The sequence below is a fragment of the Empedobacter sp. UBA5528 genome, assembly GCF_002426075.1.
Lineage (GTDB): Bacteria > Bacteroidota > Bacteroidia > Flavobacteriales > Weeksellaceae > Empedobacter > Empedobacter falsenii_B.
In genome coordinates, this window is sequence record NZ_DINY01000039.1 from 18,208 (window position 1) to 32,929 (window position 14,722).

A 14,722-nucleotide genomic window follows, 5' to 3' on the forward strand; every position below is an offset into this window, starting at 1 on the left:
ATTATTATGAAGTTAGATTTTAACAATAAAAACATTCCAGAGATTTTAAGTGAATTTCAGGATAAAAATACCTTTCAATGGCAAAATGATATTTTTGATTTGATGAAAAAGATCGATTCAAAAGAAGAAAAAGTTAATTTTCATTATTCGAGAGAAGATAATGTTTATGTATCGAATTTTGATCCTCGATTTGTAAATGAAACGTTTCATTCGTTAAATAATTTTTTAGGATTGAAAAAAGGAGATTCTACACTTTTAAGTTCATCGGTTTTAGAAAATGAAGGAGAAATTTCATTGGTTCAAGCCATAGAAGGAGGTTTTGATTTGTATTGTCATGAAGATTCGGATAAAGTGAAGATTCCATTAACAGACGAAAGTCAAGACGAAATAGGATACGCATTAAATTATGCTTATTTGACAAAGAAACAGATTGAAAATTCTTTTGAAGATTTGGCAAGAATCGAAAAAATTGCAATCGAAAGTGATGATTTGTCAAATGATTTGAAAAGTAAATTGAATGATCAAACGAAAACAAGTTTTTATCAAGTTTTTACCGCGAATGGATTTCCAATTGCAGTAAAAAAAATAGATGAAACAGATTACACAGTTTTAGATAAAATAGAACTTTCGGAAGATGAAAAAGGTAATTTAGTCTTGAATTCGCCTTACGAAAAAGAATCACTAAATTTATATAGACAGGCTATTGTTTCGGATGATCAGAAAAAGTTTAGATGGATTTCTGGGAATGAGTGTAAGTTGAATGGGAAAGATGTGGTGAATTTAGAATTGATTGAAGAAAAATTAAAACCATATATCGATTATAACTTTATTGTGATTGCTTTTCCGAAAAAAGGATCTACAGAAGATGTAATTTCTTTGGTAATAGAAAGTCGATTTGCAGAACACGTTGATATACCAAAAAGTGAATTAGAATCTTATGAAGTTCCGCAACAAACATTTTTTATCGGAGATTTCCCGAAAAGTAATGATAAAGCAGCTATTAGAGCAGAATTAATTAGATTATTGAAAGAATCTAACGAAAATAATTAATTAAAAAAGGGATACGATGTCATCGTATCCCTTTTTGAATTTAAGCAATAAACAATTTTTAGTATTGAATATCAATTAAAGATTTTAACGGAATCAAAACTCCATTCTTAATTTGTAAAAAATTATCCGTAACAGACCAAACAGTCGTCTCAATTTTCTTAGGACCTTGATCTGTTTGAAATGTAATATATGCTTTCGATTTGAATTCGTTTCCTAATCTTACTGCACCATTCAATTTGTTTGCCTCTACCGTTACTTCGTCTTTTGGCGCGTCTAAAAATTTATAGTTTCTTACTTCTTCTTTTTCGATAAGTTCTGCTTTCATCATTTTTTTAAATTTTGGTTAATTTAATCTTCCATAACACATGTATGAAATTAATCATATTTTTCAATAAACCATAACTTTCGTCATATTTTTTTGAACTTAATTAGAATTATTCAAAATACAGACCAAAATCAATTTTATGAAATTAAAATTTCATTAGAATATTAATCTTTTCTTCAACATATTAATCTGAAATAATATTATAGAAATCACTAAATTTGCAGAATGTCAGACGAAAAGAAATTTAAATCCGGTTTTGTAAACATCATAGGAAATCCAAATGTTGGAAAATCTACTTTGATGAATATGTTGATGAAAGAGCGTTTGGTTATCGCAACACATAAAGCGCAAACGACTCGTCATCGTATCAAAGGTATTTTGACAGGAGAAGATTATCAGATTGTATTTTCGGATACTCCTGGTGTTTTGGATCCTGCTTATGAACTGCAAACAAAAATGATGGATGCAGTAAATGAATCGTTGGTGGATGCCGATGTGATTCTTTATGTTGTAGAAATTGGAGAAAAACGATTGAAAAATGAACAAGTTTTCGAACGTCTGCAAAAAACATCTACACCAATTATTTTATTGTTGAATAAAATTGATACAGCTACGCCAGATCGATTGAATGAAGCGGTAGAATATTGGCACGAATTATTACCAAAAGCAGAGATTTTACCTATTTCGGCTAAAGAAAACGTTAATGTAGATTTGTTGATTAATAAGATCAAAGCAATTATTCCAGAAGGGCCACAATATTATCCAGAAGATCAATTAACAGACCGTTCGGAGCGTTTTATTGTAAACGAAGTAATTCGCGAAAAGATTTTATTAAACTATCAAAAAGAGATTCCTTATTCTGTTGAGGTAGTAACAGAACGCTTCAAAGAAGATTTGAATTTAATTTCTATCGAAGCTGAAATTTTTGTAGAACGCGATTCTCAGAAAGGAATTATTATTGGACATAAAGGAGAGTCTTTATCGAAAGTAGGAAAAGAAGCAAGAGAAGAATTAGAGAAATTCTTTGATAAAAAAGTATTCTTGAAACTTTTCGTGAAAGTGCGAAAAGATTGGAGAAGCAAAGAGAATGATTTGCGTCGTTTTGGTTATTAAAAACGATTAAAAAATAGATAAGTCTTGAGAAATCAAGACTTTTTTGTGGCTTTACCTAAATTTTAGTTGTAAATTTATAGAACAAAATCTATTCTAGAATTTAATTATTATGGCTAAAATATTATTTCCTACCGATTTTTCGGAAACAGCGAACAATGCTTTTTTGTATGCGTTAAACCTTGCAAAAGTTCTTAAAACAGATATTAAGTTAGTTTCGGTACAATCAAATCTTAAAAATTATCTTGAAGTTACAGAAGAAAACTTCGAAAATTATATCAATAAACTTAAAAATATTGCAAAAGAAAATAATCTTGAACACGTTAAAATAGAGAGTTCTTTGGTTGTTGGCGATTTGTTGTTGATGATTTTGGATATTATCAACAAAGACGATATACAATATGTGGTGATGGGAACGAATGGACAAAATAGTTTAGGTAAAAAGTTTTTTGGCTCTAATACCGTAAATGTCATTAACAATTCGCCTGCGCCTGTGTTGGTTGTTCCAAATAATGTAAAATTTAAAGAAGAAAGAAATTTTGCTTACGCTACATTATTTAATCTAAAAGAAGCAAAAGCTTTGGCACAAATGGAAGAAGTGACAAAACGTTACGATAAATTGTTGAACATTGTACATGTTGATGATAAATCGATTACTCCACAAATGTTAAGCGTGAAAAAAGAATGGGAAGAAGAATATCCTGAAGCGATGATTACAATTGAACCGAGCAAAGATGTAGAAGGAGGCTTAATCAATTATTGTACAAAAAATAACATTGATGTTTTAGGCGTTGTTCATCGTGAATTATCATCTTTCGAAAGATTATTTACAATCAACCATAGCCAACGATTATTGTCGAGTGCAAATGTAGCATTATTGGTTTTTCAGGAAAGTAAATAAATTAAAAACATAAAACTTAGAGCGGAGAATTCTCCGCTTTTTTGATTGGCTAAATTTTTGCAACAAATTTCTTAAAACACTTTTATGACGGAACTTCAGAAAATACAAAACCTCAAAAAACATAAAGCAATTGCAACAGGATTATTCATTTTGATGGCTTTTATTTACTTTTTGATGGTTTATCTAAGTCAACATTCACCTGCGAAATGGATTGGATATGTGGAAGCATTTGCCGAAGCAGCAATGGTTGGTGCACTTGCCGATTGGTTTGCGGTTACGGCTTTGTTCAAATATCCGCTTGGGCTTAAAATTCCGCATACAAATTTGATCGAAAATAGTAAAAATGCGATTGGAGATAATTTGGGACAGTTTGTAACTGAGAATTTTTTGACACCATCTACAATTCGTCCATATATCGAGAAATTAGAAGTTGTAAAATATGCAGCAGATTGGTTGAATAAAGCTACGAATCAAGAAATGTTGCAAGAAGAATTGATTAATTTCTCCAAGAAAATTGTCAAAGATTTAAATGATAAAGATGTCGTTGATTTTATAACCTTGAAAGGTGATGAAATTTTGAAACAATTTGATTTACCTGAATTAGTATCATCAAGTTTAGAGTATATTTTAGAAAAGGAAAAACACGACGAAATTTTAGAAGCAATCATTCCAAAAGCGAAAGAGTATATTTTAGAAAGTGATTTGATTATTAAAGATAAATTAAATGAAAAACATCCTGTCATTTCATTTTTTGCTGGTAAAAAAATATCGAAAGGAGTAGTGGAAGGCGTGGTTAGTTTTTTGGATGAGGTTGAAGCGGACAAAGAGAATCCAATTCGTCATAATATCGAACGAATTATCCGAGAAAATATTCAGAATATAAAAGAATCTCCCGATTGGAAATTTAGGTTAGAATCGCTTCGAGATGATTTTATCACAAAAGAACGATTGAATGATTATGCTTTGGATTTGTGGTTGGCGATTAAACAAAATTTGACTGAAAGTTTTGATGATGATAATTCTGCAATGCAAGTTTACATTAAAAAAAATATAATAAAATTGACCGAGAATTTGAACGATAACCAAGAAATGATTGATAAGATTAATGGTTGGGTGCGTCATTTTATTTACCGTATGATTTTACGAAATGTCAAAGAAGTAGAAAGTTTGATTAGTAATACCGTTGATAAATGGGAAGGAAAAGAGTTGAGCGAAAAGCTAGAATTGGAAGTTGGGAAAGACTTGCAATTTATTCGGATTAACGGAACGTTGGTTGGAGGACTTGTTGGTTTAGTTATTTACACGATTACGCAATTGGTATTTCATTAAAATATAAAAGCTCGAGAATTTCTCGAGCTTTTTCAATTAACAACTATAAATATTACTTAACTATGTTAAGTTTTTCATCTGCTTTCCAAATTCTATATTCTAAAGTATAGCCTTTTGGTACGTAAACTACGATTGGTAATTTGCTATTGTAACGCGTCTGCAAAGATTGAGCATGTACAATTTTTTCGACAGATTTATTGTCAAAACATCCCATTAAAGTTCCTGATATATTTCCATCAGTTTCGAAATTAAAATAATCATAACCCCAACCATCAACAGTTTTTTGATCAAAATTTCCACTTAAGAAAAATTGATTACAAGAATCAACCTTTGTTTTTTTCCCAGCAAATATTTCAACTAAATAGTTTTCTTCATTGGCTTGTGGTTTTAAAGTGATAATTTTCTGTTCATATCCATCTTTTGCTTTTGGATACATTGAATAATCTATTTTCATATTTTTTTGTGCGAATGTTACCATAACCATTAATAATGCTAAAACGCTAAATACTTTTCTAAATTTCATACTAATCTGATTTTATTTGTTTTTCTATTAGTAAGATGCAAAAGTTAGGTGAATGGTTGTGTGAGGAAATGTTAAATATTTGTGAAATAAAAAAAGACAATCAAATTGATTGTCTTTTTTGCTCCTCCTCTTGGGCTCGAACCAAGGACCCTCTGATTAACAGTCAGATGCTCTAACCAACTGAGCTAAGGAGGAGTATCGTTATCGATATTGTGTTGCAAATATAGAGCAAATTTTATTACTTCCAAATCTTAAAAGTATTTTTTTTCGTTCTACAAGTCGCATTAATAGACAACTCTTTGAAAATGAATCAGAAATAATTTAAAAAAATTATTCATAATGACGAAAAATTCCTTGTTGTGTTGCCGTCCACAAGGGGGCTTCTTTATTTGCTGCTTTTAACGCGCTTGCAGCCCACGTATTACACGTAAAAAATAAACTATAACTTCCTTTTGCTTCGTAAAACGAATCACTATCTCCATAAACAGCATCTGTTTTTATTAATTCGACTTTGTTATTTAGATCCAAATCAAATGATTGCTTGATGTAAACAATTAATTTTTGATACTCTTCTACACTCAAATCAACTTTTTTACAATTGTCATCTATCGTCATATTATCATAAAAAGTAGTATGAATCGCCGAATCTCCTAACCAAAACGCAGCGTTGAAAGCTGTAGAGAATTTAAGATCTTTCCATTCCGGTGTATCCAAATAGAAACCTTTATCACCCCAACCAAAGGCAATATATTTGTATTCTTTTTTCGATTTTGTATCCAAGAAAGGTACAAAAGTCGACCAATCAATCGCTTCAGATTTTACTGGAACCACAATATCCGTATGTACGCCATTTGTCAAAATATACGCTGTGATTTGATCATTAGACTTCTCTTTTTGTTTGTTTACTGGAATTAATGGCAGCAAAACTACTGCAAGTAAATACACCACAATTAGTAAAACTAAAGCTTCTAAAGTTTTGAGAAGAATTCGGAATATTTTTTTCATAGTATTTTGTTGTGTAACGAATATAAAACAAAAAACCTCGCAATTGCGAGGTTTTTCTTAATTTGATTCGTTGTAAAGTGTATTATGATCTTTGTCCAAGAAATTAAATTGTAAGTATTTGTACGCATCTCTTGGTACAATCTTAATCCACTTTTTATGCTTAAAAAACCATTTCATCTGAATGCTTGGCAATCCATGTTGTAAATAAGCAGCTACGAAAGGATGCACGTGCAACGACATTTTTCGTAAATCCTTATCTTTTCTATCAAGGATATTCAAGAGCACTTGTTCAATTTTATCAATTGTAACGATAGGTGCTTCAACTTCATTCGATTCTTGGTTAGGATTTTCTTCAGTTGTAACAAAATTCACCTCTGGGCGAACACGTTGTCTTGTAATCTGAATCAATCCAAATTTACTTGGTGGCAAAATCTTATGTTTTGCTTTATCTTTCGCCATTTCAGCTCTCAGATGCTCGAACAATTCTTTTTTATGTTCTACATCCGTCATGTCAATAAAATCGACCACAACAATTCCTCCCATATCACGTAATCGCAACTGACGTGCAATTTCAGAAGCAGCAATTTTGTTTACGGCAAAAGCTGAATCTTCCTGATTTTTAGAATTACGAGAAATATTTCCCGAATTCACATCAATTACGTGTAACGCTTCTGTATGTTCAATCACAAGATATGCACCTTTAGATTGTGGAATAGTTACCGTTTTACCAAAAGCTTGTTTAATTTGTCTTTCGACATTAAACTTCTCAAAAATTGGAACAAATGGATCGTCGTATTCTTTTACCAAATTAATTTTATCTGGTGCAATAACTTCCAAATATTCGCGCATTTCGTCAGCTAATTCATCATCATCAACAGAAATTTTAATAAAATCATCATTAAAATTATCTCTCAAAATAGAAGAAGCTCTGTCCATTTCGCTAAGAATTTTAGCTGGCGCTTTCTTTTTTTGAAGATTTTTGAAGATTTGAGACCATTTGTTTAACAAATAAGCCAAATCTGCTTGTAATTCTTCTGCATTCTTCTCTTCGGCAACTGTTCTGATAATAACTCCGAAGCCTTCTGGTGTTAAACCTTCTAAAATTTTGATTAAACGATCGCGTTCTGGTTTTTGTTTGATTTTTTGCGAAATCGAAACACGTTCCGAAAATGGAACTAAAACTAAATATCGACCAGCAATTGAAATTTCAGAAGTAATTCTTGGTCCTTTCGTATGAATTGGTTCTTTTGTAATTTGAACCAAAACGGAATCACCTGGAGCAAAGATTTCTGTAATTTGTCCATCTTTGTCAATCGGTTCTTCCATACGGAAGTTCTTCAATTTTTCGGTTTTGTACGTGCCATATGCTACAATTTTGTTGTACGCATTTGACGAACGTATTTGTGGACCTAAGTCATGATAATGTAAAAATGCATCTTTCGAATAACCAATGTCAACAAAGGTTGCATTTAAACTAGGAGCTAATTTTTTGATTTTACCCAAGTAAATGTCGCCAACTGCAAAGCCATCATTTGCAGTATCTTGATGAAATTCCATCAAGCGACCTTCATCTAAAACTGCGATGCGTACTTGATCAGCTAAGGCTGAAATCACTAATTCTTTACTCATCAAAAAATTATGTTTTTAAAAATGATAAAAGCACTTTCCAAAATTTCCATTGAAAAGTGCTATCTTGTAAAAAGACTAAATTATTAATAGCTTAGCTACTAATTATTTTTTCTTTTTGTGTCTGTTAAGACGACGACGTTTTTTGCGTTTGTGCGTCGCTACCTTATGTCTTTTACGTTTTTTTCCGCTTGGCATGATACAATTATTTTATTGTTATTTGATTACGTTTGCTTCGCTAGTCTTTACATCTTCGATGAAAGTCTTAGCTGGTTTAAATGTAGGAACGTTGTGTGCTGGGATAATGATAGAAGTACCTTTTGTAATGTTTCTACCTGTTTTTTCAGCTCTAGTTTTAATAGTAAAAGAACCAAATCCTCTTAAGTATACATTTTCTCCTTCTACTAATGATTTAATCACCTCCTCCATAAACGATTCTACCACTCTTTGAGTATCGCTCTTTTCAAGTCCTAATTTACCTGAAATGTTATTTACTATTTCTGCCTTTGTCATAATTCCTCTTATTATTCTTAAATTTGAAAGCGGGTGCAAATATAACGATAGTATCCCAACAAAAAAAGATTTTTTCAGTTTTTATGAACTTCAACTATCTGATTTTGTCATATTTTGACAAAAATAAACGAGATTTACCTTGGCGTCATACAAAAGACCCATTTCACATTTGGTTGTCGGAAATTATTCTCCAACAAACAAGGGTTGACCAAGGTATGAAATTTTACAATAATTTCATACAAGAATTTGAGACTATTTTCGATTTGGCAAATGCCGACGAACAAAAAGTCCTAAAACTCTGGCAAGGACTGGGTTATTATTCCCGTGCCAGAAATTTACACTTCACAGCAAAGACGATTGCTGATGAGTTAAATGGACAATTTCCGAATAATTTCAAAGATTTAAAAAAGCTAAAAGGCGTAGGAGATTACACTGCAGCTGCAATTGCATCTATTGTATATAATGAAAATGTACCTGCTGTAGACGGAAATATGTTTCGAGTTTTTGCGCGATATTTTAATATTACAGATGATATAAGTTCGCCAAAAACAAAGAAGATTTTCTGGGATTTGGGTTTAGAAATCATTGATAAAAAACGTCCAGGTGATTTTAATCAGGCGGTAATGGATTTGGGTGCAACAATTTGTACACCAAAACAGCCAAAGTGTGAAATTTGTCCACTTAATGAGTCTTGTGAAGCGCTTCGATTAAATAAAGTCAACGAATTGCCTATAAAATTGAAAAAGACAAAAGTTTCGAATCGTTTTTTACATTTTATTCTCATCGAAAATGAAGATAAAATTGCCTTGTCTAAACGAATTGGAAATGATGTTTGGAAAAATTTATTCACTTTTCCAAAAATAGAAACCGAAACTGACTTGTTGGATAAAGGTTGGATTTTAGATCAAAATCTTGAAAATAATCTAACTTTTATCGAAGAGGAGAAACATATTTTGTCGCATCAAAATTTATTTATAAAATATTGGAAATTAAATGTATCTTTAATAGATATAACAAATTTTAAAGCCGAAAATGATTTTGAAATGATTGCTTTAAATGATCTCGAACATTATCCGCTGCCAAAACCAATAGAAAAATTTATAAATAAACATTATTTGGATTAACTTTGTAAGTAACAAGCCACTAAAAACCTATTACAACTATGAATGGAACAACGAATAAAGTACTTTTGATCGGAAATTTGGGTGATGATGTAAAATTGCATCATTTCGATGAACAAAATTGTATTGGACGATTTCCTATTGCAACGACAGAATCTTACATTTCGAGAACAGGAGAACGAATTACAGAAACAGAATGGCACAATATTGTGACACGCAATAAATTGGCAGAATTATGTGATCGTTATCTGAAAAAAGGAGATAAAGTTTTTGTTGAAGGACGCATCAAAACACGCAAATGGGACGATAACGGACAAACGCGTTATACAACAGAGATCGTAGCAAATTCAATCGAGTTTTTGACACCAAAAATTGACAATGAACAACGTCAAGCCATGCAAAATGATCAGAACAAAGTTCAGCAAAGTCAACAAAACACAACAGTTGTCGAGCCACCTTTTATAGATGAAGGAGAAGACGATTTGCCTTTTTAGAAATTAAAAAATTAAATGAATTTTACAAAATTTAACGTTTTACGTTATACAATGAATTTTAAAACTATAATAGCATTATGTAGTAGTGCTATTTTTTTTGTGTCGTGCAATAAAAGCGAGGAAGTTGCCAAACCTTTAGGACAAGTTCGCCTCGAATATCCGCAACAAACTTATCTGTCTTTCAAAGAAAATGTACCTTATACTTTCCAATATTCAAACTTTGGAAAGGTCGTAGTGGGCAAAAAACCAAACTCTTTCAATATTGTTTATCCACGAATGAAAGCGACAATTTACCTGACATATTTTCCAGTTCAGTCTCCACAAGATTTAATCGTTCAAATAAAAGAAAGTGAGAGTTTTGTGCAAGAACAGACGGTTAAAGCCAGTTTTATCTCGCCACAAGAATTTTCTTTTCCAGAAAAAAAGGTTTTTGGTACTATGTATGAATTAGGAGGAGAATCAGCGATTAATATTCAGTTTCATGCGACGGATAGTGTAAAGAATTTTTTAGCAGGTTCGGTTTATTTCAAAACTCAACCAAAACCCGATTCTTTAGCTCCAGCAGTTGATTACATCAAAAAAGATGTAAAAAAATTGTTAGAAACCTTAGAATGGAAAAAATAAACCGCTTTGATAAATAAATTCGATTAATTTTGTAATCGTTTAATAAAATTAGAACATAAATAAATTTAAAACAATATGTTAATACAGATAGCTACCTTAATGCTTAGTTTGATGCTTTTAGTAATGTTGCACGAACTAGGACATTATGTAACAGCGCGATGGTTTGGCGTTCGTGTTGAACGTTTCTTTTGTTTTTTCGATGTGAAATTTGCCATTTGGAAAAAGAAAATTGGTGATACTGTTTACGGTATCGGTTGGTTGCCTCTTGGAGGATACGTAAAACTTTCGGGAATGATTGACGAAAGCATGGATTTGGAACAAATGAAACAAGAGCCAAAACCGTGGGAATTCCGTGTAAAACCAGCTTGGCAACGATTAATCATCATGTTAGGAGGTATTATTGTAAATATCATTTTAGCGATGATTATTTATACTATTTTATTCATTTCTCAAGGAAAAAGCTTTGTTGATGTAAACAAAATGCAATATGGAATCGAAGCGAATGCAACGCAAACTAAATTCGGCTTGCAAAAAGGTGATATTCCAGTTGGTGTAAATGGTGTTAAATATCAAGCATTAAATGAAATAGGAAAAGAAGCCTTGTTGGGTGGTGAAACTTTAGATGTAAAACGTCAAGGAAAAGAAGTTTCTTTACCAATTACAGAAGATTTCAGAACTGAAATTTTAAACGCTAAAGGCGCTTTCTTTATTCCTCAAATGCCAACCGTTGTGGATTCTGTTGTTGAGAATAGTGCAGCACAAAAAGCAGGTTTATTAAAAGATGATAAAGTAATTGCTATTGATGGTTTCACAACACCTCTATTTTCAGATTTAACAAATAAATTAAAAGAATACAAAGGAAAAACAGTTTCTTTAAGTGTTGAAAGAAAAGGCGAGCCTGTAGAGTTGATGGTAAATGTAGATAAAGATGGAAGCATTGGATTCCTAAGATCAACAGCATATTTAGATTCATTAATTTCTAAGGAAGATTATACAATTGGTGAAGGAATCGCAAAAGGAATTGTAGAGCCATTTGAAGCGATTGCAACGCAAGTTCGTGGAATTGGGACATTGTTCCAAGTAAAAGACGGTCGTAAGCAAGTTGCTGGACCAATTGGAATGGTAAAACAAATGCCAAAAGAATGGAACTGGTTATTTTTCTGGTCATTTACGGCAATGATTTCTGCTTGGTTAGCATTTATTAACTTATTACCAATTCCAGGTTTGGACGGTGGACATGCTGTTTTTGCCATCTATGAAATGATCACAGGTAAAAAACCAAGTGAAAAAGTTTTAGAAAAAGCACAAATGGTTGGCGTTGTAATTATCTTAGGATTAATGGTATTCATCTTCGGAAACGATATTGTGAATATGATTTTTAAATAAAATTTAAAATATTTTTTGTGGGTGTAAAAAATACTTCTATATTTGCACCCACAATTAAGCAACATTCCTCCTTAGCTCAGTTGGTTAGAGCATCTGACTGTTAATCAGAGGGTCCTTGGTTCGAGCCCAAGAGGAGGAGCTTTTTTAGTGAAATGTCAAACAAAGACTTAAAAATAAAATTTTAAAATATCGGATTTTCCTCCTTAGCTCAGTTGGTTAGAGCATCTGACTGTTAATCAGAGGGTCCTTGGTTCGAGCCCAAGAGGAGGAGCAAAAAAGATAATCAATTTGATTGTCTTTTTTTATTATTAAAAGTTTTACTATTTAAATAATAAATATGAATATTCTGAACTCGTTTCAGATCTCATCATAAACAGTATACAATGTTGAAATAAATTCAACATGACAAACCACTTCTACAGAAGTGTTTTTTTTATTATAAATACTTAAAAACGTTTAATTAATATCATTTTTCATATTATTGCCAATCAAAAAAATAACTTATGAAAAAACTATTATTATTTGCTACACTTTCAGCGACTACATTTTTCGCATCTTGTAATAACGATGATGATTCTAATGTAGAATCGCATGAAGAATTATTAATTGGTAAATGGCAGATTAAAAACTCTGGATATTATTTGAATGGAAAAGAAATAATTGAAGAATACAATGAATGTGATTCTAAAACAAGTATAACTTTTAATAAAAATTTTACTTATTATAATGATTTTTATGAAGGAGGAGGAAATGACCCTTGTTATCATAGCCCGTCTGAAGGAAAATGGAGTTTAAAAAACAAACGAATTACCTTAACAGAAAATAACACTAATGATACTGAAATAGAAAATATCGAAATATTAACAAAAAATAGTTTAAGAATTTCATTTGGAGATGAGGACGCCTTTTTTATTAATTATACAAAATAACAAAAAAACCTCTCAAAATTGAGAGGTTTTTATCATTATATAAAAATTCTTTCGAATTAATCTTCAGCAAATAATTCTGCTTCGTCAGCTGGATTATCAACTGATGGTTTTCCATCTACTGGCTCACCTTTGATTAATGCGACAATTTTAGCTTCAATTTCTTCTGCCAATTCAGGATTATCTTTCAATACTTCTTTTACAGCATCGCGACCTTGTCCTAATTTGCTATCATTGTATGAATACCAAGAACCAGATTTGTTTACAATTCCTTTCTCAACACCCATATCCAAAATTTCTCCAACTTTAGAAATTCCTTCACCATACATAATATCAAATTCTGCTTGACGGAATGGAGGAGCAACTTTATTTTTAACCACTTTTACTTTCGAATGATTTCCGATTACCTCATCTCCATTTTTGATTTGAGTTGAACGACGGATATCCAAACGTACAGATGCGTAGAATTTTAAGGCGTTACCACCAGTTGTTGTTTCTGGATTTCCAAACATTACCCCAATCTTTTCACGTAATTGATTAATGAAAATCGCTGTACATTTCGTTTTATTAATTGTACCTGTCAATTTACGTAAAGCTTGAGACATCAAACGCGCTTGTAATCCCATACGAGAATCTCCCATTTCACCTTCAATCTCCGCTTTTGGAGTAAGTGCCGCAACAGAATCAATTACGATAATATCTATCGCTCCCGAACGAATTAAGTTATCTGCAATTTCTAATGCTTGCTCACCATTATCTGGTTGAGAAATAATTAAGTTTTCTACATCAACACCCAATTTCGCTGCATAATAACGGTCAAATGCATGCTCAGCATCAATAAAAGCAGCGATACCACCAGCTTTTTGCGCTTCAGCAATAGCGTGTAACGTTAATGTTGTTTTACCTGAAGATTCAGGTCCGTAGATTTCTATAACACGTCCGCGAGGATAACCTCCTACTCCTAACGCTAAATCTAATCCCAAAGATCCAGAAGGAATTACTTCTATTTTATCATCAACAGCCGAATCTCCCATACGCATTACAGTTCCTTTCCCGTAAGCTTTGTCCATCTTATCTAAGATTAGCTGTAACGCTTTCTTTTTATTGTCTAAATCGCTCATTATATTATTTTTTATTTTTCTAAAATTTGTTTTGCGTGTTCTTTTGTTTTCACTTTTTCGATTACATCTGTAATCACTCCTTTTTCATCAATGATGAAAGTTGTACGATGAATTCCATCAAATTCGCGTCCCATAAATTTCTTTGGTCCCCAAACGCCGAAAGCATTCAAAATTTCGTGATTTTCGTCTGCAAGCAAAGGAAAAAGTAAATTGTTTTTCTCTGCAAAATTCTTTTGTCTTTTCACAGAATCTGCACTTATTCCAACCAAATGATAACCTTGAGCTTTCAACGCATTTTCGTTATCGCGCAAATCACATGCTTCTGCTGTACAACCAGGCGTACTTGCTTTTGGATAAAAGAAAACGACTAATTTTTTTCCTGCAAAATCATGGTACGAAACTTCGTTTCCATCTTGATCAATTCCTTTAAAATCTGGAACTTTATCTCCTATTTTTAACATCTTGATTTGTCTTTAGAACTTCTCGTAAAAATAATGATTAAATCTTGAATCGTAACTGATTTAACTAATTAATCTTTTATTTATACTACAAATGTAATGTTATATAACGCCAAAATAAGTCGCTTAAACTTTACTTTTTAAAATGAAGGTAAAAAAAGGAAAAGCTGTTATTTAAAAACTTACGAAAAACCGGTAGTGCATTTGTAT

General features: G+C 31.7%; 16 protein-coding genes and 3 tRNA genes. 11 read left to right on the forward strand and 8 right to left on the reverse strand.

Going from position 1 to position 14,722, the window contains the following annotated elements; genetic code table 11:
- Positions 1-6 precede the first annotated feature (6 nt).
- Entirely contained in the window at positions 7-1,050 is a 1,044-nt protein-coding gene (locus B4L98_RS08795) for a hypothetical protein (protein WP_291078036.1), read from the forward strand.
- Positions 1,051-1,108: 58 nt separating this feature from the next.
- On the opposite strand, the gene B4L98_RS08800 is transcribed toward B4L98_RS08795, so the two are convergent.
- Entirely contained in the window at positions 1,109-1,378 is a 270-nt protein-coding gene (locus B4L98_RS08800; protein ID WP_291062346.1) for a hypothetical protein, read from the reverse strand.
- A gap of 222 nt (positions 1,379-1,600) precedes the next feature.
- On the opposite strand from B4L98_RS08800, the gene era reads away from it, so the two are divergent.
- The 3 genes from era (at position 1,601) to B4L98_RS08815 (ending at position 4,715) form a co-directional block, all read left to right on the forward strand.
- Positions 1,601-2,488 (forward strand): GTPase Era, encoded by an 888-nt coding sequence (era, locus tag B4L98_RS08805; RefSeq protein ID WP_038334822.1) that lies wholly within the window; start codon positions 1,601-1,603, stop codon positions 2,486-2,488.
- A gap of 109 nt (positions 2,489-2,597) precedes the next feature.
- Positions 2,598-3,386 (forward strand): universal stress protein, encoded by a 789-nt coding sequence (locus B4L98_RS08810; RefSeq protein ID WP_291078038.1) that lies wholly within the window; start codon positions 2,598-2,600, stop codon positions 3,384-3,386.
- Between the two features lie 84 nt (positions 3,387-3,470).
- Positions 3,471-4,715: a DUF445 domain-containing protein gene (locus tag B4L98_RS08815; RefSeq protein ID WP_291078040.1), complete on the forward strand. Its 1,245-nt coding sequence runs from the start codon at positions 3,471-3,473 to the stop codon at positions 4,713-4,715.
- Positions 4,716-4,767: 52 nt separating this feature from the next.
- Here B4L98_RS08815 and B4L98_RS08820 read toward each other — a convergent pair whose 3' ends face one another.
- The 5 genes from B4L98_RS08820 to B4L98_RS08840 all read right to left on the reverse strand — a co-directional run bounded on the left by B4L98_RS08820 (position 4,768) and on the right by B4L98_RS08840 (position 8,382).
- On the reverse strand, positions 4,768-5,238 hold the full coding sequence (locus tag B4L98_RS08820) for an ecotin family protein (RefSeq protein WP_291060400.1): 471 nt from the start codon (positions 5,236-5,238) through the stop codon (positions 4,768-4,770).
- A 121-nt stretch (positions 5,239-5,359) separates the two neighbouring features.
- Positions 5,360-5,433 (reverse strand) — tRNA-Asn (locus tag B4L98_RS08825).
- A 135-nt stretch (positions 5,434-5,568) separates the two neighbouring features.
- Positions 5,569-6,243, reverse strand: a complete 675-nt coding sequence (locus B4L98_RS08830; RefSeq protein ID WP_221854428.1) for a TIGR02117 family protein — start codon at positions 6,241-6,243, stop codon at positions 5,569-5,571.
- A gap of 57 nt (positions 6,244-6,300) precedes the next feature.
- Positions 6,301-7,872 carry an Rne/Rng family ribonuclease gene (locus B4L98_RS08835; RefSeq protein WP_291078042.1) on the reverse strand — a complete coding sequence of 524 codons (1,572 nt, stop codon included), beginning with the start codon at positions 7,870-7,872 and terminating at the stop codon, positions 6,301-6,303.
- Between the two features lie 213 nt (positions 7,873-8,085).
- On the reverse strand, positions 8,086-8,382 hold the full coding sequence (locus B4L98_RS08840; RefSeq protein ID WP_019975652.1) for an HU family DNA-binding protein: 297 nt from the start codon (positions 8,380-8,382) through the stop codon (positions 8,086-8,088).
- Between the two features lie 104 nt (positions 8,383-8,486).
- Between B4L98_RS08840 and mutY the strand changes: the two genes are divergently transcribed.
- The 7 genes from mutY to B4L98_RS08875 all read left to right on the forward strand — a co-directional run bounded on the left by mutY (position 8,487) and on the right by B4L98_RS08875 (position 12,936).
- Positions 8,487-9,506 carry an A/G-specific adenine glycosylase gene (mutY, locus tag B4L98_RS08845; protein ID WP_291078044.1) on the forward strand — a complete coding sequence of 340 codons (1,020 nt, stop codon included), beginning with the start codon at positions 8,487-8,489 and terminating at the stop codon, positions 9,504-9,506.
- 38 nt (positions 9,507-9,544) lie between these two features.
- The gene (locus tag B4L98_RS08850; RefSeq protein ID WP_038334855.1) at positions 9,545-9,997 is read left to right on the forward strand and encodes a single-stranded DNA-binding protein; all 453 of its coding nucleotides are present in this window, start codon (positions 9,545-9,547) and stop codon (positions 9,995-9,997) included.
- 15 nt (positions 9,998-10,012) lie between these two features.
- The gene (locus B4L98_RS08855) at positions 10,013-10,621 is read left to right on the forward strand and encodes a gliding motility lipoprotein GldD (protein ID WP_260391997.1); all 609 of its coding nucleotides are present in this window, start codon (positions 10,013-10,015) and stop codon (positions 10,619-10,621) included.
- Between the two features lie 75 nt (positions 10,622-10,696).
- Entirely contained in the window at positions 10,697-12,007 is a 1,311-nt protein-coding gene (rseP, locus tag B4L98_RS08860; RefSeq protein ID WP_221854425.1) for an RIP metalloprotease RseP, read from the forward strand.
- A gap of 65 nt (positions 12,008-12,072) precedes the next feature.
- Positions 12,073-12,146, forward strand: a tRNA-Asn gene (locus B4L98_RS08865).
- A gap of 58 nt (positions 12,147-12,204) precedes the next feature.
- Positions 12,205-12,278 (forward strand) — tRNA-Asn (locus B4L98_RS08870).
- Positions 12,279-12,510: 232 nt separating this feature from the next.
- Positions 12,511-12,936: a lipocalin family protein gene (locus B4L98_RS08875; RefSeq protein ID WP_286496160.1), complete on the forward strand. Its 426-nt coding sequence runs from the start codon at positions 12,511-12,513 to the stop codon at positions 12,934-12,936.
- Between the two features lie 56 nt (positions 12,937-12,992).
- On the opposite strand, the gene recA is transcribed toward B4L98_RS08875, so the two are convergent.
- Both recA and bcp read right to left on the reverse strand, forming a co-directional pair.
- Positions 12,993-14,054: a recombinase RecA gene (gene recA / locus B4L98_RS08880; RefSeq protein WP_038333157.1), complete on the reverse strand. Its 1,062-nt coding sequence runs from the start codon at positions 14,052-14,054 to the stop codon at positions 12,993-12,995.
- Positions 14,055-14,065: 11 nt separating this feature from the next.
- Positions 14,066-14,521 carry a thioredoxin-dependent thiol peroxidase gene (gene bcp / locus B4L98_RS08885; protein WP_286496165.1) on the reverse strand — a complete coding sequence of 152 codons (456 nt, stop codon included), beginning with the start codon at positions 14,519-14,521 and terminating at the stop codon, positions 14,066-14,068.
- Between the last annotated feature and the right edge of the window lie 201 nt (positions 14,522-14,722).